The organism is Bacillus sp. AFS059628, assembly GCF_002571225.1.
In the GTDB taxonomy this organism is placed as follows: domain Bacteria; phylum Bacillota; class Bacilli; order Bacillales; family Bacillaceae_G; genus Bacillus_A.
This window is the reverse complement of sequence record NZ_NVEC01000024.1, coordinates 13,440-39,387: the sequence shown is the minus strand read 5'-3', so window position 1 is coordinate 39,387 and position 25,948 is coordinate 13,440. Positions and strand designations below refer to the sequence as shown.

The 25,948-nt window shown below is 35.0% G+C and carries 27 protein-coding genes and 1 riboswitch; of the genes, 22 read left to right on the top strand and 5 right to left on the bottom strand.

Annotated elements, in window-relative coordinates; translation table 11 throughout:
• Positions 1-420: 420 nt before the first annotated feature.
• The 4 genes from COL05_RS09800 to COL05_RS09785 all read left to right on the top strand — a co-directional run bounded on the left by COL05_RS09800 (position 421) and on the right by COL05_RS09785 (position 4,473).
• Entirely contained in the window at positions 421-1,545 is a 1,125-nt protein-coding gene (locus COL05_RS09800; protein ID WP_098668472.1) for a helix-turn-helix domain-containing protein, read from the top strand.
• A gap of 13 nt (positions 1,546-1,558) precedes the next feature.
• Positions 1,559-2,587 (top strand): alpha/beta hydrolase family protein, encoded by a 1,029-nt coding sequence (locus COL05_RS09795; protein WP_142337416.1) that lies wholly within the window; start codon positions 1,559-1,561, stop codon positions 2,585-2,587.
• Positions 2,588-2,786: 199 nt separating this feature from the next.
• On the top strand, positions 2,787-3,143 hold the full coding sequence (locus COL05_RS09790) for an ATPase (RefSeq protein ID WP_098668471.1): 357 nt from the start codon (positions 2,787-2,789) through the stop codon (positions 3,141-3,143).
• A 502-nt stretch (positions 3,144-3,645) separates the two neighbouring features.
• Entirely contained in the window at positions 3,646-4,473 is an 828-nt protein-coding gene (locus COL05_RS09785) for an endonuclease I family protein (protein ID WP_098668470.1), read from the top strand.
• A 146-nt stretch (positions 4,474-4,619) separates the two neighbouring features.
• On the opposite strand, the gene COL05_RS09780 is transcribed toward COL05_RS09785, so the two are convergent.
• Positions 4,620-6,050, bottom strand: coding sequence for a YfcC family protein (locus COL05_RS09780; protein WP_098668469.1), 1,431 nt, complete (start codon positions 6,048-6,050; stop codon positions 4,620-4,622).
• 200 nt (positions 6,051-6,250) lie between these two features.
• Between COL05_RS09780 and rraA the strand changes: the two genes are divergently transcribed.
• From rraA to COL05_RS09745, 7 genes are all read left to right on the top strand, one after another.
• The gene (gene rraA, locus COL05_RS09775; RefSeq protein ID WP_098668468.1) at positions 6,251-6,730 is read left to right on the top strand and encodes a ribonuclease E activity regulator RraA; all 480 of its coding nucleotides are present in this window, start codon (positions 6,251-6,253) and stop codon (positions 6,728-6,730) included.
• A gap of 338 nt (positions 6,731-7,068) precedes the next feature.
• On the top strand, positions 7,069-8,856 hold the full coding sequence (locus COL05_RS09770) for a DUF4430 domain-containing protein (protein WP_098668467.1): 1,788 nt from the start codon (positions 7,069-7,071) through the stop codon (positions 8,854-8,856).
• A gap of 57 nt (positions 8,857-8,913) precedes the next feature.
• The gene (locus tag COL05_RS09765) at positions 8,914-9,747 is read left to right on the top strand and encodes a DUF4430 domain-containing protein (protein WP_098668466.1); all 834 of its coding nucleotides are present in this window, start codon (positions 8,914-8,916) and stop codon (positions 9,745-9,747) included.
• A gap of 27 nt (positions 9,748-9,774) precedes the next feature.
• Positions 9,775-10,653, top strand: coding sequence for an energy-coupling factor transporter transmembrane component T (locus COL05_RS09760; RefSeq protein WP_098668465.1), 879 nt, complete (start codon positions 9,775-9,777; stop codon positions 10,651-10,653).
• Entirely contained in the window at positions 10,626-12,287 is a 1,662-nt protein-coding gene (locus tag COL05_RS09755; RefSeq protein WP_142337415.1) for an ABC transporter ATP-binding protein, read from the top strand. Before COL05_RS09760 ends, COL05_RS09755 begins: the two co-directional genes overlap by 28 nt.
• Positions 12,260-12,961 (top strand): ECF transporter S component, encoded by a 702-nt coding sequence (locus COL05_RS09750; RefSeq protein WP_098668464.1) that lies wholly within the window; start codon positions 12,260-12,262, stop codon positions 12,959-12,961. Before COL05_RS09755 ends, COL05_RS09750 begins: the two co-directional genes overlap by 28 nt.
• A 184-nt stretch (positions 12,962-13,145) precedes the next feature.
• Positions 13,146-13,868 (top strand): YwiC-like family protein, encoded by a 723-nt coding sequence (locus tag COL05_RS09745; protein WP_098668463.1) that lies wholly within the window; start codon positions 13,146-13,148, stop codon positions 13,866-13,868.
• A gap of 32 nt (positions 13,869-13,900) precedes the next feature.
• Here COL05_RS09745 and COL05_RS09740 read toward each other — a convergent pair whose 3' ends face one another.
• Positions 13,901-14,092 (bottom strand): hypothetical protein, encoded by a 192-nt coding sequence (locus COL05_RS09740; protein ID WP_000544998.1) that lies wholly within the window; start codon positions 14,090-14,092, stop codon positions 13,901-13,903.
• 122 nt (positions 14,093-14,214) lie between these two features.
• Positions 14,215-14,313, top strand: a riboswitch (SAM riboswitch).
• Positions 14,314-14,413: 100 nt separating this feature from the next.
• On the opposite strand from COL05_RS09740, the gene COL05_RS09735 reads away from it, so the two are divergent.
• The 4 genes from COL05_RS09735 to COL05_RS09720 all read left to right on the top strand — a co-directional run bounded on the left by COL05_RS09735 (position 14,414) and on the right by COL05_RS09720 (position 16,271).
• Complete coding sequence (locus tag COL05_RS09735) at positions 14,414-14,671, top strand: hypothetical protein (RefSeq protein ID WP_000171478.1); 258 nt, start codon at positions 14,414-14,416, stop codon at positions 14,669-14,671.
• Positions 14,672-14,923: 252 nt separating this feature from the next.
• Entirely contained in the window at positions 14,924-15,313 is a 390-nt protein-coding gene (locus COL05_RS09730; RefSeq protein WP_098668462.1) for an SWIM zinc finger family protein, read from the top strand.
• 23 nt (positions 15,314-15,336) lie between these two features.
• Entirely contained in the window at positions 15,337-15,912 is a 576-nt protein-coding gene (locus COL05_RS09725; RefSeq protein WP_098668461.1) for an NAD(P)H-dependent oxidoreductase, read from the top strand.
• Positions 15,909-16,271, top strand: a complete 363-nt coding sequence (locus COL05_RS09720) for a group-specific protein (RefSeq protein ID WP_142337418.1) — start codon at positions 15,909-15,911, stop codon at positions 16,269-16,271. Before COL05_RS09725 ends, COL05_RS09720 begins: the two co-directional genes overlap by 4 nt.
• Before the next feature lie 175 nt (positions 16,272-16,446).
• On the opposite strand, the gene COL05_RS09715 is transcribed toward COL05_RS09720, so the two are convergent.
• Complete coding sequence (locus tag COL05_RS09715; protein ID WP_098668459.1) at positions 16,447-17,793, bottom strand: short-chain fatty acid transporter; 1,347 nt, start codon at positions 17,791-17,793, stop codon at positions 16,447-16,449.
• 409 nt (positions 17,794-18,202) lie between these two features.
• Between COL05_RS09715 and alo the strand changes: the two genes are divergently transcribed.
• The 4 genes from alo to COL05_RS09690 all read left to right on the top strand — a co-directional run bounded on the left by alo (position 18,203) and on the right by COL05_RS09690 (position 21,431).
• Positions 18,203-19,741, top strand: coding sequence for an anthrolysin O/cereolysin O family cholesterol-dependent cytolysin Alo (gene alo, locus COL05_RS09705; protein WP_098668458.1), 1,539 nt, complete (start codon positions 18,203-18,205; stop codon positions 19,739-19,741).
• Positions 19,742-20,071: 330 nt separating this feature from the next.
• Entirely contained in the window at positions 20,072-20,629 is a 558-nt protein-coding gene (locus tag COL05_RS09700; RefSeq protein ID WP_098668457.1) for a TetR/AcrR family transcriptional regulator, read from the top strand.
• A 14-nt stretch (positions 20,630-20,643) separates the two neighbouring features.
• A complete protein-coding gene (locus COL05_RS09695; RefSeq protein ID WP_098668456.1) occupies positions 20,644-21,006 on the top strand; it encodes a DMT family transporter in 363 nt (120 codons plus the stop codon).
• A complete protein-coding gene (locus COL05_RS09690) occupies positions 21,003-21,431 on the top strand; it encodes a YvaD family protein (protein ID WP_098668455.1) in 429 nt (142 codons plus the stop codon). The genes COL05_RS09695 and COL05_RS09690 overlap by 4 nt, the downstream gene beginning before the upstream one ends.
• 154 nt (positions 21,432-21,585) lie before the next feature.
• Here the strand turns inward: COL05_RS09690 and COL05_RS09685 are convergent, their stop codons facing one another.
• Entirely contained in the window at positions 21,586-22,131 is a 546-nt protein-coding gene (locus tag COL05_RS09685) for a transcriptional regulator (RefSeq protein ID WP_098668454.1), read from the bottom strand.
• Positions 22,132-22,254: 123 nt separating this feature from the next.
• Between COL05_RS09685 and COL05_RS09680 the strand changes: the two genes are divergently transcribed.
• From COL05_RS09680 to COL05_RS09670, 3 genes are read left to right on the top strand one after another with little or no spacing between them, the layout of a single operon-like run.
• Complete coding sequence (locus tag COL05_RS09680; protein WP_098668453.1) at positions 22,255-22,500, top strand: PLD nuclease N-terminal domain-containing protein; 246 nt, start codon at positions 22,255-22,257, stop codon at positions 22,498-22,500.
• Positions 22,491-23,396, top strand: coding sequence for an ABC transporter ATP-binding protein (locus tag COL05_RS09675; protein ID WP_098668452.1), 906 nt, complete (start codon positions 22,491-22,493; stop codon positions 23,394-23,396). Before COL05_RS09680 ends, COL05_RS09675 begins: the two co-directional genes overlap by 10 nt.
• On the top strand, positions 23,393-24,181 hold the full coding sequence (locus COL05_RS09670; RefSeq protein ID WP_098668451.1) for an ABC transporter permease subunit: 789 nt from the start codon (positions 23,393-23,395) through the stop codon (positions 24,179-24,181). Before COL05_RS09675 ends, COL05_RS09670 begins: the two co-directional genes overlap by 4 nt.
• Positions 24,182-24,602: 421 nt before the next feature.
• Here the strand turns inward: COL05_RS09670 and COL05_RS09660 are convergent, their stop codons facing one another.
• Positions 24,603-25,862 (bottom strand): serine hydrolase domain-containing protein, encoded by a 1,260-nt coding sequence (locus tag COL05_RS09660; protein WP_098668450.1) that lies wholly within the window; start codon positions 25,860-25,862, stop codon positions 24,603-24,605.
• Between the last annotated feature and the right edge of the window lie 86 nt (positions 25,863-25,948).

The window sequence follows — 25,948 nt, the reverse complement described above, 5'->3', positions numbered from 1 at the left end:
ACAGTTATTAATAGATAAGAATAAGCCTTTGGGAGCTAAAGAAGTTTCATTTTGTGTGGCTTCTTGTAAGAATGATTATGTAAATATGAATATCCTCCAGAGTACTTAACTGGAGGATATTTTTTTAGACTTCTAGATATATTAACTATCAATAACGAAAATTATGTAAATAAACTGTTCACTGGATTCTCATAGAAAACTGTGGTGAGATGAAATTTTTGATTTTGAAGCACTTCAAAATCTTAACTAGATGGCTAGTATCAGTACCCCACAATAAAAAGGCAGGAGCATATCAAATATGTTCCTGCCTTTCATTTTAAAGAGATGTTTCCTAACAGTTGATTTTGTTAACGAAAGTTGACTTTAAATCCATATTTTGTGTGAAAAGAAGGGCATATAATAAAAGTATGAGGTGATGATGTGAAGGAGATAAATATTCATAAAATAATTGCGGATAAGAGAAAAGAAAAGGGAATTACACAGGAAGAGTTAGCGGCGTATATCGGTATTACGAAAGCATCTGTTTCCAAATGGGAGACGGGGCAGAGCTATCCGGATATTACATTTTTACCACTGTTAGCATCGTACTTTAATATAAGTATAGATGAACTAATCTGTTATACACCGCAAATGGGACAGAAAGATATTAGAGATTTATATCATAGACTAGCGGAAGCTTTTAGTGAAGAACCGTTTGATGAAGTAATGATGGAGTGCAGAGAAATAATCAAAAAATATTATTCTTGTTTCCCATTATTACTTCAAGTGGGACTACTTTTTATTAACCACCATATGTTAACAAAGGATACGGATAAAAGAATTGAAATTTTAGAAGAGGCAATGTCTCTTTTTAGCAGGGTACAGGAAGAAAGTGATGATGTTTCTCTTGTGAAAGAGGCGGTATCGTTACAAGCAACTTGCTATCTTATATTCAATAAACCAAATGAGGTGCTTCAATTACTTGGCGAAACGATACGTCCTAACTTTCCAGAAGAGGATTTAATCGCACAAGCGTATCAAATGCTTGGAAATGCTGAAAAGGCAAATGAAATGATGCAAATTAGTATGTACCAACATTTAATACACCTTGTTGCGACAATACCGAATTATGTAGTAGTAAATGCCTCAAGCGTTGAAAAAGTAGAGGTAATTTTAAATAGAGCTTTTATGTTAATAGATATATATGAAATAGAAGCATTACATCCTAATATGACTTTAAAAGTATACTATGCTGCTGCACAAGTATATTGTATGCAAGGAAATGCTGAAAAGGCATTAGAAATGTTACGTAAATATGTAACGGTTTGTGCAGCAAGCTTCACAGTAAATAGTCTGCATTTACACGGTGATTCCTATTTTGATGCAATTGATGGATGGTTTGCAGAGTTTCCACTTGGTGCTAAAACAGTTAGAAATGAAGAGATTATAAAGCGAAGCATGTTACAAAGTATTGCAGAGAATCCAGTTTTCGCTCCTATGAAAGATGTAAGAGAGTACAAAAATATAATAGCGAGTTTGAAGTTTAAATTGGATATAAAAGAATAGAAGGAGGGCGAATATGATGGCCTTTGATGAATATGAAGTAGCGATAAACAGTAAATTTACTTTGCAAGGTACACTCACTAAACCGAAAGCTGACGGGAAGTATGCGGCGGTTGTCATTATTGCTGGATCTGGAGAGATTGATCGTGATGGAACGATATTACCGCTAAAGCTTGAGGCGAACATATATAAAGACTTAGCACATGTAATTGCGAAGCTTGGAGTAGTGACGCTCCGTTTTGATAAGCGTGGGGTAGGAAAGAGTGAAGGGGAATTTCTGAAGACTGGAATGTGGGATTTAGTTAGTGATATAGAGGCTACGATTACGTATTTAAAGGAACAACCATTTGTTGATCCGGAAAATATCATTTTAGCTGGTCATAGTGAAGGGTGTATGTTAGCAACTGTAGTAAACGCAAGAACACCAGTTAATGGACTCATACTTCTTACAGGTGCTGCGGAATCGTTAGAGGAAGCTACGAAAAGACAAAGAGAGATTGCTTATAAAGAATTAAAAGAACAAAAAGGCATAAAGGGAAAAATCATGCGCCTTCTTAATGTAGAGAAACGTGGAGAGAAGCAGATGGAAAAAATAAAAGAGAAAATGATGAATACAGAAAAAGATACGATTAAAGTTGGTTTTAAACCGATGAACGCAAAGTGGTTTAGAGAGCATTTTAAGCATAATATTTATAAAGATTTACAACAAGTAACATGTTCAGTGCTAGCGATTGCTGGTGATAAAGACTTTCAGGCGAATCCTGAAAAAGCGAAGCGAATTGGTGATTATGTGAAAGGTAATTCTGAAGTATATGTAATAAAAAATATGGATCATACCTTAAAATATTTTGAAGGTGATTTTAAAGCGTTGGAATTTAAAAAGATTTATGCAGAAGGAGCAGCTAAGCCACTACATCCGAAGCTGGAAGAAATAATTGTGAATTGGATGGATACACATTTTATCTCGCAACATGCGGGTAGTAAGATTCCCGGCCCAATATTAGGCGAAAGTGAGGAAGTCGGAAGGGAGAGGAATTGTCTGTAAAAAAAACGGTTGTTGTAGGTTGGTTTAGTTTAGTATATGAATTTATTTTTTTGCGAATTCATTCATTATAAAATGTTCGTTTTTATTAATTAAAGAGATAAAAACGAACATTTTTTTGTTTTAAATAAATTGGGTAATTAGATTATAACGTTAATATATATTGCTGAATATCATAATAACATAATGGAGGTGATGTTATATGGCTCTTACTACAGGACCAATTGAAAACGTAGGAAATCAACCTGCTAATGCAAATAGAGTTAGGGTGAAGATCCTTAATCGCACTGCTGGTCCACTTACTGGAGTAGCTAGAGTTTTTAGACTTGATGGTTCAATAGTATTAATTGAACAGGTAAACTTTAATGTGAATTCTAATGCTTCTACTATTGAAACCTTAAGTTTAGTTCATCCTGCTTTTGGACAAGCACTTGAATATGAAGTTCAAATTGTTCCTAATCAACCTGGTGGACTATATAGTGTTTATGGGCTAACAGCTGAAAGTGTTATTATTACTGCACAACGTGTCGTGAACTCAGAATTGACACAGTTTCTTTAATTAAAATAGGTTGGTGCCTACATGGTATCCAATCTATTTTTGTACGTATTATTCAGAGAAAGAAAGATTTTACGCAAAAATAAAGACAGTTATGGAAAAAAAGGAAAAGTCGAGCGATCATCTTGATTTTTATTATTTCTGTCTTAGACTGTATCCGTTTTGTTGCAAGGTTTTCTTTGAATGCTTTTTATTCAAACTGTTTTTTAAAGTATTTATCAAATATGCATTATTGCATAAATAAATTTGAATTTATAAGTTAATATTAAACTACTTTTTAGTTGTAAAGAATATTTTAATAATCTTTATAAGAGAAGGATATTCCTTGTTAAAAGTGAAATTGTTTGGAATGTGAATATACAAAAAGTTTAGAAATGATACAGACTCAATAGAGTCTCGTATTAAATAAAAAGAAAAGGGGTATGAGTTTTTAAAAGTTTTCGGGGGTTAAGAAGCCATTTTTAGTTAATAGCTTCAAATTATATTTTAAAGGGGAAATGGGTATATGAAGTTTCGAAATACAAAGATTGCTATGGTTACACTATCTTCATTTTTTATTTTAGGTTCTGCATCTCTGTCATTCACAGATACTATACACGGTGAAGTAGCTTCTGTATCACCACAAGAGATTACTGTAAAAGGCTATGACGATACATATTATAATAATGCAATAGGAAAGACCGGTTTAGAATTAAAGAAGGAACTGCATAATATTATTGATAATCATACAAAGTTATCATACAGTGCGGTTTGGGAAGCGCTAAGAGATACTGATGAAGATCCAAATAATAAAAATAATGTGATACTATTATATACCGGGCGTTCGCAAGGGAAACTTACGAATGGTTCAGGAGTGGATAACTGGAACCGAGAGCATGTTTGGGCAAAATCACACGGTGACTTTGGAACGACTGCAGGACCTGGAACAGATTTGCATCATTTAAGAGCGACGGATGTATCTGTAAATAGTTCACGTGGAAATCTAGATTTTGATAACGGTGGTGTGAATCATTCTGAAGCGACAGAGTGTAAATATGATAGTGATTCTTGGGAACCTCGTGATAGTGTAAAAGGAGATATCGCTAGAATGCTGTTTTACACGGCTGTTCGTTATGAGGGAGACAACGGCGAAGTAGACTTAGAACTAAATGAAAAGGTGAATAACAATAAAGACCCATACATGGGGAAACTATCTGTTTTATTAAAATGGAATGAACAAGACCCAGTCGATGATTTAGAACGAAAGCGTAATGAAGTGATTTTTACAAAATACCAACATAACCGAAATCCTTTTATTGATCATCCTGAATGGGTAAATAAAATTTGGAACTAGATTTTTAAAGGCATTCTATTTGGATGGAAGGGGTTGATCATTATGATCAATCCCTTTTTATATCCATACTAGAATAAATGATTTTTATAGGATTGGAGAGGAGAATAGGATTGATATTTTATCAAGTTAAGTATAATGGGAGTCTTTTAATACGGTCCCCATTCAATATTCACCCCAACAATAAGAAAAATAAGCCCAATGATAAACCAAATGAATGCAAGTGGAGCCATGAAGCGAATCCATTTTCCGTAAGAAATACCGCTCGCTGCGAGAACGCCCATTAAAACACCGGAAGTTGGATTGAGGCAGTTCACTACTCCTTCGCCAAGCATAACAGCTTGTACTGTAACTTGGCGTGTAATGTGCATGAAATCGGCAAGTGGAGCTAATATCGGAATGAAAATAACAGATTCTCCTGTCCCAGATGAAATGAGGAAATGTAATGCAGCACTACTTACATACATGCCGATAACGCCAAATACAGGGCTTTGTCCTTCGAGAGACTGTGCGAGCTGATTCACAATTGTATCAAGTAATTTGCCTTGTTCTAAAATGACTGAAATACAACGAGCCATTCCAACGATCAAAGCACCGTATATGAGATTTTGGCAGCCTGCTAGAAAAGTAGAAGCGATATCGTTTGCTTTCATTCCACCTATTATTCCCGCTGTAATTGCGATGAAAATAAAAGTAGCGGTCATTTCGGCATCTGTCCAATGTAGTCGAAAAGCGCCTATTAAAAATACAATTAATGATAAAGCTGAAACGAGTAAAATTAATTTGTGACGTATTGTCCAAGGAACTTCAGTTTTCTTTATTTCTTTCTCGCTTGAAAGAGCATTACTTGGAAACCAGTTATCTCCGAGTATGCTTCCTTTATTCAATTTTTTTAATCGTTTTACATACCAATTAATATAAAGGATGGTAGCAAGTAAAAAAGATATATAGATTGCTGTGCGTAAACCAATACCTGAAAACATCGGTAGTTCTGCGATTTTTTGTGAAATGCCTAAAGGTGAGGGAGATAATATAGTAGCATTAAAACCAGCATAAGTGCCTAAATAAATAATTGCTACGCCGACGATAGCATCCCATTTTAATGTGCGAGCAACGATGATGCCGATGGGGATAAAGCCGATAACTGAGTTAACGATAATGCCAGTCGTTCCGAGAATAGAAAAGAGTGCGGCGACAATACAAATAAAAAGTAATTGCTGATTACGAAATTTGTTAATAACATGATAGATTAAACCGTCAAGAGCGCCTGTTTTTTCAAGAATGGCAATGGCTCCACCTGTAAATAAAATTAAGAAGATGATAGGAGCAGCAAGTGTCATTCCTTTTTCAATAGCGGTAAAAAACGAAACAAATCCTACCGGCGATTGCGGAACAGAATGGTAACTTCCTGGTATTGTCGTTGTAACAGTCCCGTTAGTAACTCTTTTAAATTCTCCAGCAGGAACGAAATAAGTAGCAATGGCACAAAGTAAGGCAATAAAAAATAATAGTACGTATGCGTCAGGCATTTTAAACTTTCGTTTACTTGGCTGCTTTTTTACCTCGGTATGTAATTGCATAAAAAACCTCCTTTTTCACTTGGTTAATTTTTAATATTCTGAAATTTATCTGTGAAATAGATTATAATAAAGGTAGCTTCCTAAGGCAATAGTTTTTCTATCCTTTTCCCGCAATACAAATTCTTGCAACATTAGACAGGGAAACGAAAAGAATCCAAGAATATGTTATATAGAAAGATTAAGGAAAAGAGGGGAAAAAGATGTGGAAAACTACGGATCTATGTGATGAGTTTGAAAAAGAATTACAAATATGTCGCCAGTCTTTTCGATCTTTTGGGAAGAAAGAACAATTTTACGGGAAAATTGCAACGGTGAAAGTGAAGGATGATAACGTACTAGTGAAGGAAGGATTGCAAACACTACCAGAAGGAACAGTGTTAGTTGTTGATGGCGAAGCGTCTACGAATTGTGCGTTACTGGGCGATAATTTGGCAGCTATTGCGGAGGAAAGAAAGCTGGCAGGGATTATTGTGAATGGATATGTTCGTGATTCTAGTGAACTAAAGAATATTAATATTGGTATTTTAGCGTTAGGAACGATGCCAAATAGAAGTGTAAAAGAAGGAAAAGGAGAGCGGAATATTTCGTTGCAATTTGGACAAGTAGAATGGAAGCCGAATGAATACGTGTATGCGGATGAAGATGGCGTCATTATTAGTGAAAAGAGTTTGCATCGTTAAAGGCTAGTAAGTTACTATTCTTAGAAAATAAATCCGATAAAGCATGGACAAAATTCTTTGTCAATAGTAAAATAATACAGAAATTTATAATTAACAGAATGTATAGGTTTATCGTTTTACGATAACTGAAATGGAAGTAAGTAGTGCCTAGAAAAGTGAATGTTATCACAATGATACGTTCATAAACAAAATTATTTTTCCTATACAAATATAGCCGCGAATGATGCGGGTAGGAGGTGTTGCACAGTTTGTTCGACACTTACAAAAAAAGAGTGTCAATTGCACGCCCTTGAAGGGTCTTTTTTTGTGTGAATAGTAGTAAGGGAGGAAATTTTGGGATGGCAATGTTGAAAAAATGGCTGCTTACGTCGTTAATGGCAGTTACACTCGTATTTGTTTCTTTTGCGAATACAGTACATATTACGTTTGCTGAAGGAAATACAGCAAAACTTGCAATTATTGGTGAATCACAAAAGGGCATTATGTTATGTCCGAAAGAAGAGCAGATTACAGATGGGGAAACAGCTTTAAGTTTGCTGCAAAAAGTCATGGGGGACAAAGTAACAGCAGAGACGATGTCGTTTGGAACGTATGTCAAAGGCATTGACGGCTTAATGGCTGGAGACACAAGCGGCTGGTTGTATGATGTAAATGATAAATCTGCAGAAGTTGGAGCAGATAGTTATAAATTAAAGTCTGGAGATGTTGTTGTCTTTCGTTTTGTTGCAGACTGGAGCAATATGAGCCAGGAAACATTACAGCAAACATTAGATAAATTTGGTACTTGTAAAACTGTAGAAGAACCAAAGACAGATGACCCAAAACAAGAAAAACCAGAAGAACCAAAAACAGATGATCCAAAACAAGAAAAACCAGAAGAACCAAAAACGGATGATCCAAAACCAGAAGAACCAAAGACAAATGATCCAAAACCAGAAAAACCAGATGGAACAAAAACAAATGATGAAAAGGTAGAGCAACCGAAGCAAGAGAACATTCAAGTTCCAGCAGCGCAAGTAAATGACGCAATCTCTAAGACATCTGAAAAGATGTTACAAGATGGAATTGAAAGTGATTGGGTAGCTTTAGGTCTTTCTCGTTCTGGAAAGAATGTTCCAATTGAGGCGAAATTAAACTATGTTAAGTCAGTAACTGAAAAAGTAGAAAAGCGCATTAACCGCTTTTCAGCGACAGATTTAGCTAGAACAATTATTATGATGAATGCAATGCAAGCAGACCCTACAAAGGTTGGCGAACATAATTTAGTTCAAAAATTGTACGAATCAGATAAAGTGAATTCTGTTACAGGTTATACATTTGCTTTACTTGCATTTGATACGAAGAAATATGAAGTGCCAGTGAATTCAAAATGGAATCGAGTTGCTTTAGTAGATGCGCTTTTAAACGCACAGCATACAGATGGCGGCTGGACTTACGATAGCGCAAGCAGTAAAGACAGTGCTAGTAGCGTTGATGTAACAGGTATGGTTTTATCAGCATTAGCTCCATATCAAGATCGACCAGATGTGAAGCCAGCTGTAGAAAAAGCTGTTGCTTATTTATATAAAGAACAGTTAGACAATGGTGGTTTTTCTGCTGATGGACAAGAAAACTCTAATAGTATTGCGCAAGCAATTATTGGATTATCACTTGTGAAAGATGTAGATCAAAACCGTCTACATAAGGCAGTGCAAAATTTACTGTCATATCAAATTCCAAATGGTGAATTCAAATGGTTACCAAGTGATCAAAATGGTAGCGGAATGGCTACAGAGCAAGCATTATTAGCTTTACTTCAGTTTAAAGATCTTGGGAAATCGATTTATGATTGGTCAAATGTATCTGTTCCTGAAGTTGATCAGAAACCAAATGTAGATCCAGAAAATGTTGTAGTAGAAAAGGAAGTTACTGAACAACCAGAAGAACAAAAACAAGTACAACAAGAAACGAAAGATGACACTTTAAAAGTTGTTGTTGATAACGAACCGGTTAAAAGCAAAAAGTCAGGAAACGGTAGCACGTTACCAAAAACAGGAGCATCTTCTCATAGTGCAGCTACAGAAGTAGGGATGGGTGTATTATGTATTGCTTCTGCATATGTATTATGGAGACGTAAAGCAGCTTAACAAAAATTAGGAGCAATTATTTGCTCCTAATTTTTAATATGAAAGGTGAGGGGCAACATGAGTAAGATGAAGTGGTTTATTTCTTTAATCCTTTCACTTGGGCTACTTGCCGGATGTGAAGAGGCAGCTGTAAAGCCTGAGAAGAAAGTAGAACCAAAGCAAGAAGAAGTAGCAAAACAAGAAGAGAAGAAAGATGAAGCGAAACCGGAAGAAAAGCCGGAAGAAAAACAAACTGAACAAGAGCAAAATAAGCAAGACGAACAGAAAGAGAAGCAAGAGCAAAAAGTAGAAGAGAAGCCGAAAGAAGAAAAGCCACAGGCACAACCGGAAGTAAAGAAAGAAGAAAAACCACAGGAACAGCCTGCTACTAAGCAACCAGAACAACAAAAAGCACAAGAAGAGAAACAACAAGAGCAGCAACCGAAAGCGCAAGAAATAAAAGAAGAAGCGAAGGTTGTGAATCAGCCGAAAGAAACACCGAAGCAGGAGCAGAAGGTTGATCCGAATAAAGAGGAGAAAACGATACCGACTCAGACTGTTCCAAAGCCAGTACCACCAAAAGTAGATATAGAACCAGAACCGCCTAAACCACAAGCAAAACAAGTTACGATTTCAGTAAAAGGTGATAAAGGCTACTTATTAGGTGCGAAAAAAATGGATGTACAAGAAGGCGATACTGTTTATAAAGTATTGCAACGTACAGGATTAGATGTAGATGCGAGTGGATCTAAAGGTGATATTTACGTAAAAGGGATTAATGATTTATATGAAATGGATGTAAATGATAATAGCGGATGGAAATATCGTGTAAACGGTTCGTTTCCAAACCGTAGTGCGGGTGTAGTTACAGTGAAGCCAGGAGATACAATCGAATGGGTGTATGTATACTAAATTAAGAAAGGCATTCGGTAAAGGACTATGAAAATAAGTTTTTCTTCTTTACATCCTTTTGTGAATTTTTTCTATTATATCGGGGTGATGATACTATGTATGATGTGTCTTCATCCTCTTTTTTTAATTGGAGCAATTCTATTGATCGTTATAATTAATGTGATGCAAGGGAATAGCGAAAAGATAAGAAAGATGTTACCGAGCACATTTGTTTTCTTTTTTATGGTCATTTTATTTAATTCGCTATTAACGCATAGAGGTCGAACTACGTTATTTTGGTTAGGTGATAGCCGCATTAAGCTTGAGGCAATTATGTTTGGAGTAGTAATGGGGTTATTACTAGTTGCGATTATGTTTACGTTTGCTTCGTATAATGATATTATTTCAAGTCATAAATTTTTATATTTGTTTTCTAGAATTTCACCGAAAGTAGCATTGTTAACGATGATTACGGTGAGGTTTGTTCCTTTGTTTATGAGGCGATTACAGAAAATAACACTCGTCCAAAAAACAAAAGGTGTACAAGTAGACGCAGGTTCCATTGTGGAACGGGTGAAAGATGGTATGCAATTGCTGCAAGTATTATTAATTTGTTCGTTAGAAGATGCACTGCAAACAGCAGATTCTATGCAAGCTCGTGGATTTGGTGTAACGAAGCGTACGACATATATTCGGTATAGAATGGAAAGGCGAGATTGGTATACGCTCAGTTATTTAAGTATTCTACTTATCATTGCTATTATATGTAGTACGTATGGCGGAGGAAAGTTAATCATTTATCCGAAAGTCGAATCTATTCTGTTTCAGCAATACGATGGAGTGATGTTTGTCGTACTTACGATGTTTATTAGTTTACCAATTATAATGGAAGGAAAGGAATGGATATGGTGGCGCATGCAGAAATAAACAATTTATCATTTGTATATGCTGATGAAAACGAATATGCGTTACAGCATATTTCTCTTTCTATTCAAAAAGGAGAGTTTATTGCACTTGCTGGCGGATCAGGCTCTGGGAAGACGACTTTATTGAAACATTTTAAAAAGGAATTACTTCCAATCGGTACACGTTCAGGAGAAATTTTTTATGATGACGTTTTATTAGAGGAAGTACCTGAATTATTATCTGCACAAGAAATTGGTATGGTATTTCAAAATCCAGAAAATCAGCTCGTAATGGATACGGTCATTCAAGAATTAGCATTTTCTTTAGAAAATATCGGATTACCATCACATATTATTCAAAAACGAATAGCAGAGCTTATTAGCTTCTTAGGATTTCAAGATTTATTGCATCAATCTGTTCATACGTTATCTGGCGGGCAAAAGCAGCTTGTCAATTTAGCTGCGGTATTAGTTATGCAGCCGAAATTATTATTATTAGATGAACCGACGGCGCAGTTAGATCCCATTGCTGCGAAAGAGTTTTTAGGATTGTTAAAACGTATTAACGAAGAACTTGGCATTACGATTGTGTTAAGTGAACATCGTCTAGATGAAGTAATACCACTTGCTACGCGCGTTATTTGTATGAATAATGGTCAAATCGTGTATGATGGAAATCCTAAAACGGTTGTAGCGAACATGTGGGAAGTAGAAAAGTTCCGTCCATTTATTCCGCAAATTCCAAGATTGTTTTTAGAATGGAATGAGGAAGATATTCCGTTTACAGTGCGAGAAGCGCAAATGAAACTGAATAATTTTTCAGCGATATCATATGTGAATGAGCCAATAGCACAAAATGAAAAGCGAGAAGTCATTTTAAGTGCAGAGCATATTTCGTTCCAATATGAAAAAAATAGTCCGCTTATTTTACGAGATTTAACTGTATCGATTGAAAAAGGAAAATGGGTAGCTCTCGTTGGAAAGAATGGGACAGGGAAGTCTACACTGTTAACGCTTTTAGCTGGATTACAAAAAGCGAGAAGAGGGAAAGTAAAGTGGAATGGGCAAGTGATACATAAAATTGATTCGAAAGAACGATTTAAAAGGATTGGGTATGTATCGCAGCATCCATATTATCATTTTACATTTGATACAGTGTGGGATGAGGTGTATGAACGTGCACGTGAATTATACGGAGAACAAGGAAAAGAAATAGCAGAAGATACGCTAAAACAGTTTTGGTTGAGCTCGCTTAAAGAACGCCATCCACATGATTGTAGCGGGGGTGAGCAACAACTACTCGCGTTATGTACGACGTTATTATCAAAGCCGACTTTATTATTACTGGATGAACCGACGAAGGGGTTAGATCCATGGAAGAAAGAACGAGTAGGAGAGCTATTTAGGAAATTGCAAAAAGAAGGTACAACAATTGTAATGGCAACGCATGATATTGAGTTTGCAGCGAAATACGTGGATCAATGTATGATGTTATTTGATGGAGCAGTCATTATGAATGATGCACCGAAAGAATTTTTTAGTGGTAACTTCTTTTATACAACCTCTATTAATCGATTCATTCGAAAAGAATTGCCATATGCATTAACGTGGGAGGATGTGTACGAAGCGTGTCCAAACGATATGTTGCATTCATAATATGCATTTTTGCAGTAATAATAGGCACATTACTCTTTACGACGCTTATCATGGATGGTTATTACATGTTAAGTAGTTTGTTTTTATTAGTTGTTATTATGTTACCTTTCTATATCCGCTTTGAAAGAAAGGCGTTTGTTTCACGTGAAATTGTTCTCGTTGCTGTGTTAGCAGCAATTGCAGCAGTTAGTCGCGTACCATTTTCTCTTTTACCAAGTGTACAGCCGACTTCTTTTGTCATTATCGTTTCTGCAATTGTATTTGGAAGTGAAACTGGTTTTATGATCGGTGCAACAGCGGCTATCGTATCTAACATCTTTTTAGGACAAGGTCCGTGGACGCCATGGCAAATGTTTTCGTGGGGGATGATTGGTTTTATAGCTGGGTTATTACGGAATACATTTTTAATGAAAAAGCTATGGGGAAGACTTCTATACGGATTGTTTGTTGGATTTTTATTTGGCTGGATTATGAACTTATGGGGGCTTCTCGGGTTTATACGTGAGGCAACGTGGGAAGCAATCGTTTCATATTATATTGCAAGTTTTTATTTCGATTTGAGTCATGCCATTTCGAATGTTATTTTCTTACTACTATTTAGTACGTCTTGGATTACGATTCTTACAAGATTTAAAAAGAAATATGGCATATTAGATAAGCATAACATGGCATAGAAAAGCATACTCATATAAGGTAGGGTCGCGACTTACATATTCGTTTGCCTCTTTCATGCTTCTTACATATTGTAAGGAGCATTTTTTATTGTCAAAAAATTGATCCAATATACTTCCGTTATTATATGAGATTATTTGTATAATAGTAGGTGAGAAACGTTTTCGAAGAGGAGGTGTATAGTTAATGAAGTTAGTTATTCCGAAGCAACACGGTGCATGGGCCATGCTCGTTATACCATTTCTATTAAGTGTCATACTTGGGAAACCTACTATGTATCATATTCCGTTGTTTTTAGCTTGGTTCTTTATCTATTTAGCTACGTATCCATTTCTTACGTACATAAAGCAAAGACGAAAAAAAGAGTATTTACATGCTGCAATTGTATATTTTATCATCGCGTTCGTATTTGGGATGATTTCTCTATTATATGAATGGCGCATTCTTTTATTCATAGCAATAATGATCCCATTATTTATAGTAAATATGTATTACGCTCGTCAAAAAAATGAAAGAGCATTATTAAATGATATGAGTGCAATTATTGTTTTCTGTATTGGCGGTTTAGTCAGTTATTATTTTTCAATGAAACTTATAGATAAAACAGCACTATTTATTGCGCTTATTTCATTTTTATATTTTTTAGGAAGTACATTTTATGTGAAAACGATGATACGCGAGAAAAATAATCCGAAGTATCGGCTTATATCATGGGGTTACCATATTTTATTAACAATCATTGTATTTGCTATCAATCCGTGGTGTGCGCTTATTTTTATACCGAGTGTCATTCGAGCAATTATGTTGTATGGCAAAAAGATTTCTATTATAAAAGTAGGGATTTTAGAAATTGCTAATTCTGTATATTTTTTAATCATAACGGCAATAATTATGAAGTATGCCATTTGAAAAAACTTCCCACCTTATGATGGGAAGTTTTTTCAATCTTGTTCTAAAATGTGAACCGTGTAATCACAACGTTGAATAGCTTGTTCGATCGCATAAAGAGATTGTTCAATACGTGCGCGATTAAAATCTTTTTCAACAGTTTGTAGTGCAGCTTCTAAACAATGTTTTGCTTCTTGTAATGATTGAAATGAGTCTTGTACATATCCGCGAGCATTTTCGTGCATTCCATAATCCTCCTTGCATGTTCATATATGTATAGTATGAACAGTAAGAAGCAAAATATAATTTGTTATATTTGTTTGACAATTAAAATGAAATTACGTATAGTAAGAATTAAGTGAATATTTTCTTATCCAGAGAGGTGGAGGGACTGGCCCGATGAAACCCAGCAACCGCGATGCAGGTGCTAATTCCAGCAGAACAAATTTGTTCTGGGAGATAAGACGAAGATATATACGTAACTTCTTCTTATCGGAGAGGTTTTTTTATTGCAAAAAAACCGATTACGAAAATTTATATTAAGAAGAAAGGGGTTGCGAGGTACTGTGACACTCGAAAAATACGTAAAACTGCGTAGTACAGTTTATGAATATATGATAGAGCAAGATAAGCCAATATCATTGTTAGATATTCAAGAACATATCGTTTCGCATCATGAAGGAAAATTCACGAAAAAGATGTTACATCAATTTTATTTATCAAGACTATTAGATGAACTGAAACTGGATGGGAAAATTACATTAGCTGATGAATATCTCTATACGGAAAAAGGGGTATTTTATAAGGCGAGAAAAGGGAGCTAAGCTCTCTTTTTTTGAAGTATGTAGAGTAAAAGACTGCTTAAGCAGCCTGATACAGGGAATGGTGTTGAGTGTGTAGTGTCAAAGATTGAATATGCCTGAAAGAGGCAATTCATATCGGCTGCAAATGAAAAGAGACACCTTCGCCGAATAGGTGTCAGTCGTTTTGTCATATAGACTTGCTATTTGACAGTTATTAGAATAACATACAGGGGTTGTGGAAGTCAAAAGGGAATTAAAGGAAGAGGTGCTGTTATGTACGCTTACTTATTACATGATATAACGAAATGGATTCCTAAGTACATTATAGATAAAGGCTATGAATATTATGAAGAGGGACATGTAGAAGATGTTGAAATACAAGACAAGAAAATATTTGCTTTCGTTACTGGAAATGCAGGAAACTATGAAGTGATTATTAATCTTGAAGATTTTACAGAAAGTAGCTGTGAGTGTCCATATGAAAACTATTGTAAACATATGGCGGCAGTTGTTTATGATATTCAAGGTGCTGGTGAAAGTACGGTGAAAGAGAAACTGAAAGATTTAGACAAGAAAGAGTTGCTTACCGTATTAAACCGTTTATTACAAAGCTCAAAAAACGTACAAATTGTAGAGAAGATGTTAAAGAAGGGGAAACTTTAACTTATAGAGGGAGTTGTTATGTATTGAATGTACTAATTGTGTACGCTCATCCTAGTTCTTCAAGTTTTAATGCGGGGATATTAAAGCATGTGCAAAAAGGATTACAAGAAACGAATCATTCAGTTACGGTACTTGATTTATATAAAGAACAATTTGATCCCGTCCTTGTATTTAATGAAGAGAAGAAAAGACGTGATTTAGTAAATGAAGAAGAAACAGCTCGGTACAGAGCGTTAGTAGAAGCAGCGGATACTCTTCTCTTCATTTATCCAATATGGTGGTGGGGGATGCCTGCGATTTTAAAAGGATTTATTGATCGCATTTTTGTAGCTGGATTTGCTTATAAATATGAAGGTGCCCTGCCGAAAGGGTTACTAAAAGGTAAGAAGGCATGGGTAATTAATACGTTAGACTCACCGTTATGGTACGTCGCACTACTATATCGATCAGCCGATTGGATTATAATGAAGAGAGGTGTTTTACGTTTTTGCGGCATTCGCGGTATAAAACGATCTGTTTTTCAATCTGTGAAAACGAGTAAACGAGAGAAGCGGGATAAATGGTTATTACATATAGAAGAAAAGGCTCGTACGTTATGAATGAAATGGAACGTATTATAAATTGTTGTCAGTATGATAATGAACTTTTTCGTACATATATGAATTGCTTAATCCGATTGAAGAAATGTAGTGAAACGTTTCAACAAATACAGATTCAATTAAGAAATGATTATTTAATAAGAGGAATTTGTGAAAGAGAAGTGGATGAGGTAGTAAGAGGAAGTAAAGAGTATGAAACGTATTTTCTTCCTAAAGCGTTACAATGGAATTTCCTTAAGAAAAATCCACATTTAATTGAAAAAGTGTGTGAAGATTTTTTTGCATTTGAGGCGTTATATCTTACGGAGATAGAGTGGAAGAGGGTTATAAATTGCGTGGGAAATAAAGTGAAACTTTAATCAGTGGGGATTTTGTCTTTCCCACTGATTATTAGTTGAACCAATCNNACGGGCAGTTGATCTCCCGCGGAACTGCTTTGCTTCAACTGGATAAATAGGTGGGGGGATTACTGCCCGTTAATGCGGGGTAAATGATTTATTGTGTAAAAAAGCTAGTATAAAACTAGCTTTTCGTTTAAATAAATAAGAAACATAGACTAATGATAAATCCTGCATATAGTAAGTTAACAACGCAAAATCCCATAATATCACGAGCACCTAAACCAGCTATCGCCAATGCAGGTAATGCCCAGAAAGGTTGAATTAAATTTGTCCAAGCATCGCCCCACGCAATTGCCATTGCTGTTTTTGCAGCAGGTACACCAAGTTCAGCGCCAGCTGGAATCATAATGGGGGCTTGCACAGCCCATTGACCGCCACCAGATGGAACGAAAATATTAACGATGCCAGCACTTAAAAAAGTAAAGAGCGGGAAAGTCGTTTCGTTTGAAATGCTAATAAAGAAATTCGAAATAGCCCCTCCAAGTGAAAGTCCTTCACTATTTGCTCCAATCATCATTCCCATAATTCCAGCATAAAACGGAAACTGAAGTAAAATGCCAGAAGCACTTTTTGTAGAATCTGAAAAAGCGCGAATATATTGAATCGGAGTACGGTGGAAAATAAGCCCAGCAATTAATAACATAAAAATCACGATATCTAGCGTAAGGTTAAAGCCTTTCGTATAAAAGTAATTGAAAATATAAATAAGACCTAACAAGCCAACGCAAAGTGTAATAATGATGCTATTTTCCATTTTTTCAGCGAACGTATTGTTTCCTACTTCTTGAGCGGCAGCTTCTTCATGGAATACGCTAGGGTCTACTGTAATCGTATGTTTTTCATCTGGATGCATCGCTTTATTAATGAGAGGCATCGTAACTAAAAAGATAATAACCGGAACGAGAGCGTATGGTGAGAATAACGTTTCTGTGATTGGAATCGCTTCTTTAATACTTCCAGCTGTCGTTTTAATTAACGTTTCTCCGCCTGTTGCTAACGTAAGTGGGATAGAAGCAGAAAGCCCTGCATGCCAAATGAGAAATCCAGAGTAAGAAGAGGCAATGGCTAGTCTATAATCTAATCCTTCCAGCTGTCTTGCCACTTCTTTGGCATATAAAACAGATACAACAATACCAAAGCCCCAGTTTATGTACGCCCCTAGTAAACTTACGATTGAAATGGCAATAATACCTTGTCCATTCGTTTTCGGTAGTCTGGCAGCTTTCGTTAATCCTTTTTTAATGAGGGGAGCATTTGCTAAAGCAGATCCTGTCACGAGTACAAGCGCCATTTGCATAGAAAAGGCGAGAAGTCCCCAAATTCCATCACCCCAATGAGTGATCATTTCCACCGGCGTTTGGTGCGTTGCAAACATGCCGAATAAGATAACAAAAACAGTTAATAAACATGATAAAATAAACGGCTCTGGCAAGAAACGTTGCACTAAGGCGACGCAACCATTGGTAAAGGAACGAAACAAAATAGATCAACCTCCTTATGTATGTTTATTACAATTATTCGAGGTTGATTCGTTCATAACCTTTTAGAATTAGAAAATTCTGATATTTTTAGAGGGATTGAAATATTGTCAAGAAGGATAGTACCATCATTACTCTGACAGAAAAAGTTGCTTTTCCTCAATATGAAATATTGCATATAAAAATGAATTGATGCAAATGTAAAAGCTTATTATAATGAAAGCATAAATATACAACATATCTTAATACAGCAAAGAGGAGGAAGTAATATGGAAATCGCAATGGCAGTTTTAAAATTTTTAGGTGGAGTAATTCCTTTAGTCCAAGAACTTTTAAAAGCGTTTATGTAAGTTTATTCGTTAGCTATCATGTAGCAATCATTATTATTATATCTTACTAAAAAAGAATGGGGTGATTTTTCTGAATAATAAGAAAAATACCAAGAGAAGAAAGTTCCTTACATGTGTATTAGTTAGTCTATGCACTCTTAATTATTCATCTATTTCTTTCGCAGAAACACAAGCCGGTCATGCAACTGATATAACTAAAAATGCTAGTAGCATTGATACTGGCATAGGAAATCTTACATATAATAATCAAGAGGTTTTAGCTGTAAATGGTGATAAAGTAGAGAGTTTTGTTCCGAAAGAAAGTATCAATTCAAATGGTAAATTTGTAGTAGTGGAACGTGAGAAAAAATCACTTACAACGTCACCAGTCGATATTTCGATTATTGATTCTGTAGCGAATCGTACGTATCCAGGAGCTGTACAACTTGCCAATAAAGCTTTTGCAGACAATCAACCGAGTTTATTAGTGGCTAAGAGAAAGCCTTTGAATATTAGTATAGACTTACCTGGTATGAGAAAAGAAAATACAATCACTGTCCAAAATCCGACATATGGTAATGTAGCTGGAGCAGTAGATGATTTAGTATCTACTTGGAATGAAAAGTATTCCACAACACATACGTTACCTGCAAGAATGCAGTATACAGAATCTATGGTGTATAGTAAATCACAAATTGCAAGTGCTCTTAATGTTAATGCGAAATATCTTGATAACAGTCTAAACATTGATTTTAATGCGGTTGCAAATGGAGAGAAAAAAGTGATGGTGGCGGCATATAAGCAAATATTCTATACCGTAAGTGCTGAACTACCTAACAATCCATCCGATCTATTTGATAATAGTGTTACTTTTGATGAGCTAACTCGTAAAGGAGTAAGTAATTCAGCTCCACCTGTTATGGTCTCAAATGTAGCTTATGGTAGAACGGTTTATGTAAAATTAGAAACAACATCTAAGAGTAAAGATGTACAAGCTGCTTTTAAAGCTTTACTTAAGAATAACAGCGTCGAAACGAGTGGACAGTACAAAGATATTTTTGAAGAAAGTACCTTTACTGCTGTAGTATTAGGCGGAGATGCGAAAGAGCATAACAAGGTTGTTACAAAAGATTTCAATGAAATTCGAAATATTATTAAAGATAATGCTGAATTAAGTTTTAAAAATCCAGCATACCCAATTTCTTATACAAGCACTTTCTTAAAAGATAATGCAACTGCTGCTGTTCATAACAATACAGATTATATCGAGACGACAACTACAGAATATTCAAGTGCTAAAATGACACTTGATCATTACGGTGCTTACGTTGCTCAATTTGATGTATCTTGGGATGAATTCACATTTGATCAAAATGGGAAAGAAGTACTAACACATAAAACATGGGAAGGTAGTGGCAAAGACAAAACGGCTCATTACTCTACAGTTATCCCTCTTCCACCAAATTCAAAAAATATAAAAATCGTAGCAAGAGAATGTACAGGTCTTGCATGGGAATGGTGGAGAACCATTATTAATGAACAAAATGTTCCATTAACAAATGAAATAAAGGTTTCAATTGGAGGAACAACATTATACCCAACTGCTACTATTAGTCATTAGGTTGGAGCAAAGCGCCCTGTTTATAGGGTGCTTTTTTACTTAGGTGAAAGTAGATCGGGGTTTCTCCCCATCAAGCTAAAAAAGAACATATACCAACATATCCTTATAGAGCTGCATTTAACTTTTTTAAGGCTTCATGCATCAGTGTTGTTCTATACATTCACTTGATTGTTGAATATGCAGGAATGTCCCTCATCGCTCTCATGTTTATCTGTTTTGAGTTAAAAGTTAGAAAATTTGAAATGTTAGTTATATATATTGTGTTAAATATCGTAAAATGAAATGGTACTAAAAAAACCAAGATGGTACCAATGGTTTAGGGGGCGGATTATGAAACAAAGAATAGTAACAGAAACAAGTCATCAAATTCAAACGAAGGGGTTTACATTTACAATTAGTGATTTAGCAAAACAATTAGCTGTGAGTAAGAGGACAATTTATGAGCACTTTTCTTCAAAAGATGAAATAGTAGATGAAGTTATTCGTCATGTAATAGAAAGTATTCAAGAAAAGGAAAAAAATATAGCTGAAGATGATGCATTACAAACAGTTGAAAAAATAAGACTCATCTTAATTTGTATTCCGCAACAATTTCAATTCATGGATGCACGTTTATTAGTAGAACTAAAAAAACATCATTATAATCAATGGTTAAAATTAGATCAGTTTTTACGTGAAGGTTGGTCTACTGTAATCAGTTTATTAGAAGAGGGAATGAGAGAAGGAAGCATTAGAAAGATTCAAATTCCATTTTTTATTGAATTATATTTGGGAGCACTGAATCGCATATATGATCCTATGTTTATTGAAAAGAATAATTATACATTAGGGAGTATACTTGAGTCTATTATGGACATGTTGATCTATGGAATCTCTAATCCGGAGTAAAAGGTGGGAGAATAGTGCAGTGGATTTATTTATGCTTAGCAATTTTATTTGAAGTAGCGGGTACAACTGCAATGAAACTATCTGATGGATTAACGAAACTTGTACCAAGCATACTTATTTTTGTATTTTATGTAGTAAGTTTTGTATTCCTGACATTCGCATTAAAGGGGATGGAAATGTCTGTTGCCTATGCGGTTTGGTCAGGGATGGGAATTGTAACGATTACAATAATTGGGTTCTTTTATTTTGAAGAAAGTATGAATGTAATTAAGATACTAGCAATCTTCTTTATTCTAATTGGAGTTGTAATTTTAAATTTTAATAGTACGGCACATGAAGCGAAGAAAAAAGAAATAGTGGAGGAACGTATACATTGAATCGTTTAAAGTATTTTTTTCTTATTACTGATTTTGGGTTTGTAATATATTGGCTCATAACAATTTTTCATATGATTCCGCAAGAATATTTGTTTAAAGATTATGAAGACCCTATTTTAGTAGCATGGAATTGGTCTTTTCTGCCTCTAGATTTATTAATCTCGTTAACGGGATTTTTAAGTTTGTATTTACATTCTAAACAAAAACATATTTGGAGCCACTTTGCGTTCTTATCATTAATTTTAACTTTTTGTTCGGGATTACAAGCTCTAACATTTTGGACAATCCGTTTAGATTTCGATATTTCTTGGTGGATTCCTAATTTATATTTACTAGTTTACCCATGCTTCTTTTTAAAAAGTATTTGTAGAGAGTGCGGATGGTATGAGACGAATATGAGAAAAGAAAGAAAAGAATTCATTTAATATAAGAAAGATAGAATCTTTAAGTACATTCGAATTGCTAAATTAGTTTTTTCGCTAGCCATGCAGTAGAAGTCAAAACAATTTTCGAACTGAAGATAGCCGATGATTCCTATGGTAAGGAATCATCGGCTTGTATTATGTATATTGAGTTAGTTCACGTTTCTGGAATAATTGTAATAGCGACGGTCCGAACTGGAGCCTCTATTTCGTCATCTTTAATTTGGCTATTGTAGTATTTAATCATTAATTCGTTAAGTTCGTTTTGAAATTTTCCAAAGTGTTCCTCGTCTAGCTTTAATTCTACTACAGAAAAAGTAGCCTTATCTTCGTGACTGTTTTGTTCCTCTAATTTCTTAAGGTAACTTTGATATTGTGTCATAAGTGATAACTGGTAATAGGAAATGTAGTTTAACTTTTCATCATCAGATAATCCTTTCCATTCACTTCCTTCAATTTTTGCATCTTCTTCATTGATTGCGTAATATTTTTCAGAAACAGATTTCACCTTTTTTTCTTTAATTACATGGACGATACCAGAATCAACCATAGTTTGTAGCTGCCTATATAGTGTTGCTTGTGGTACATTTTTAATGATTTTTACCATTTCTAATGGTGTTAGCCCATCTTCTTTATTTCTCATTAACACTTGGCAAATTTTCATTCTTACCGGATGCATTAAAATTTCAACTTTATTACTCATTATATCACCTTATATATCGTTTTTTTATTCTCATTATAAATAATGAGAATAATGATTGCAATTCATCCGTTTTTATTTTATCATTATCAATAATGATAATGAGATTTAAAAGGAGTGATGACAATGAAAATACATTATGGATTGAATGATCTTAAAGACATTGATATTATGGCTTTTCTACCCATTATATTGCCAGTTATTGCAGTGGGGGCACTTTTAGTTTTAATTGCATTCATTGATTTATATCGACATAGGAAAACAAGAAAAAATGTACTTGTATGGACGTTCATTATTCTTTTCGTTAATATATTGGGACCTATCTTGTACTTTATTATAGGGAGAAAGGACAGTGGGGAATTATGGAATTAGAGATTAAAAATGTAACAAAATCATTTAAAGGAAAAATTGCTGTCAATAATTTCTCGATGGAATTGCAAGCGGGGGAATGCGTCGGATTAATTGGACCAAACGGAGCAGGGAAATCCACATTAATAAAAGTAATTTCGGATATTACTAATCCAACTGCTGGTGAAGTTTTATTAAATGGGATAAAAATATCAAAAATGAAAAGTGAAATTGGTTATCTACCTCAATATCCTAATTTTTTTCATTGGATGACAGCGAGAGAAACGCTTACGTTTATGGGCCAACTTTCGGGGTTGAAAAAAGAAGAATTGTCAAAGTCGATTCCGAAAATGTTGGAGAAAGTTGGACTAAAGAGAGAAGAAAATACAAAGGTTAGTACATTTTCTGGTGGAATGAAGCAACGACTTGGTATTGCACAAGCATTATTGCATAAACCTTCGCTTATTGTCATGGATGAACCGGTATCCGCATTAGATCCGATCGGCCGGCGAGAAGTATTGAATCTGATTGAAGAAATAAAAAAAGATACAACCATTTTATTATCAACCCACATCTTAAGCGATGCAGAAGAAATCTGTGAACGATTTGTCATTATAAAAGATGGAACAAAAATAGAAGACACAACGATTACGGAGCTTTTACACCGTAATCGTGAAAATAAATTAGTTATTGAAATAACAGCTAAAGATCAAAAGTGGATTGAAATTGTGAAAAAATTACCGTATGTGAAGAACGTAGAAGTGGTTGGGCTTAAAATCAAAGTGAAGGTTGAAAGTATCGAAATAAGCAAAAATATGTTATTACAAAATGCACTCGAACATGAAGTGGACATCGTTAAATTTGAAATGAGCAACGATACTTTAGAAGAGATTTTCTTGAAATTGGTGGTGCAAAAATGAATAACTCAATGGTATTGATAAAAAAAGAATGTGTTCAAATGTTACGTGATTTTAAGGTCATTTGGCTACCAATTGTTTTTATATTTTTAGGTGCAACACAGCCGATAGTAACTCATTATTTACCATCAATTCTAGAAGCGTTAGGTGGAGGCCAGGGAATTACAATTGATCTGAGTATGGCAGCGCAAAAAGGGGGCGAAGTATTAGCGACTACTTTGGGATCCCAGTTTGACCAGCTTGGACTTATGATTCTAGTAATTTCTATGATGGGTGCAATTCAAACAGATAAAGCTAATGGTATGCTGGCCTTTATTTTAACAAGGCCCGTTACTGTTACTTCATATGTAGGTGGGAAAATAGTGTCAAACTATGTAATGGTAGCGTTTAGTGTAACAATTGGATACGTAACTTCTTATCTATATGTAAATTTTCTTTTTACTGCCGTTCCATTTGCACACCTAATTACTGGATTACTATTTTATCTAATTTGGGTTCTTTTTATCGTATCTTTCACAACGATGATAAGTGCTATTTTTCACAGTCAAGGTATTATTGCATTAATTTCAATTGTTTTCCTTTTAGCCTGCAGAGTAATTGTCGGTTTGAATCCAATAATGGATCGGCTTAATCCAGCCGGTATGAGTAAGTATGCAATGGAAACGTTAGTTACGGGGGGCGTACATTCAAACGCAATAATTACTGGATTACTAACTATAGTGTGGATTTTATTGACACTCTTCGTAACGTATTATTGGATTGCTAATAAAAAGTTTCATTATGAATAAATGTGATGAGGGTAATGGGTTTAAATAAAACACCCCAACAATAAAAAGCTTCCACTACTGTGGAAGCTTCTCTAACTGAAAGTGTTGGAATTACTACGAGAACAGTGGTGCCTTATGAATAAGGGACAATAAAAAAACTTCTGGATGCAAGAGGATTTTTTTATTGGGAATAGTAAGGATGAGGGGAGGTGCATTACATATGGGAAAAGGTAGAAGTAATAATGCTGGTAAAAAGCAACCAAATTTCGATGATTCATCTAATTTCGCTAAACAAAGTCAACCGACAGAAAAGAAGAAGAAATAAAAAAAGGAGCTCTCTTTATCAAGAGAGCTCCTTTTTTAGATATATTGATGTTTCAACACAACAGATTGTGTGTTCAATCAAATAGTCATACATGTAAGGTTTAAACTCCTGCCTCCACTACTGTGGAAGCTTCTCTAAATGATGTGCAATATCAATATACATATTAGAGTAAACGGAATGGATTTCATTACTTGGCGTAGCGTTAGAAGAGAAGTGGACAATGACCATGTTTGCTTTTGGATCGATGTAAAGTGTTTGTCCGTAACTACCTAACACTTCGAAAGCACCTTGTTCATTGTGCGGAATCCACCATTGATTATGATAAGAAATGGAAGCTCCAGGGCCAACTGCAAGTTCACCTTCTTGGACATTTTTTATATCTTCAGTAATAGAAGAAGGGAGAATTTGTTTTCCGTTATATTCCCCGTTGTTTAATAGTAATTGTCCGAATCTAGCCATATCTCTAGCAGTTGCATTTAATCCAGCACTTGCTTGTTCTACTTTCGTTTCATCTGTAACGTAATACGCGTTTTCTTCCATACCAATTTGAGACCATATGCGCTCGCTAACATTTTCAGCTAATGATTTACCAGTGATCGTTCGAATCACCCAAGCGAGTGTTTCTGTCGATCCGTTATTGTAAGAAAAGGCAGAACCAGGAGGTGCAGTTTCTTCTGCTTCTTGTAACATATCATAAATTTTCATTGGACCATCGTAATTTTTACCTCGAGGTAAAATATTGCTCGCCAAGTATAGTTGTGCATCTTGATTTTCTAACGCTGGATGTTCGTATCCGTGAGTAGGGTACTCTGCAGACACTTGCATGTCCATTAATTGTTGCAGCGAGGCATTACCAAACGGTGTATTTTTTAATTCTTTTATATATGTGTCAGCTGTTTTTTCTAAGTCAATACGGTTTTCTTCAGCAAGCGATTGTATCATTGCTCCGGTAAAGACCTTCGCTAATGACGCCATACCATGAGGCGCACTCTCGTTATATCCATTGAAATATCGTTCATATACAAGTTGTCCATTATGTACAACGACAAAAGCATCCGTTTTATTATCGTCTAAAAGTTTTTTTAGAGGAGTTGTATTTCCAAATCTACGCTCTACAGCAAAATCGTCTAAGTTTTGCAATGCGGTAGAGAAGTGGGAAACGTGATCCGGGTTATTTTTCACCTCGTTAATTAAAGTGAATTCTTTCATATGTGTATACGACCAACGTAAGTACGGGTCATCTAACCAATTTTTCTTCGTCACGTTATTTTTTGACGGGATTGTTTTATTATGTTTGAAGTATGTAAAACCGAGCCCTGTAATTACAAATATGAATGTGATTAGGAGTAAGAGTAGGGGAGATTTTTTTAGTTTCATAGCGGTCCCTCCTTTTTATTTCTATTATAAGTATACGCTTCTATTGAAAGAAATACAAAATAAGGAAAGTAAACGGGGAAGTTTAC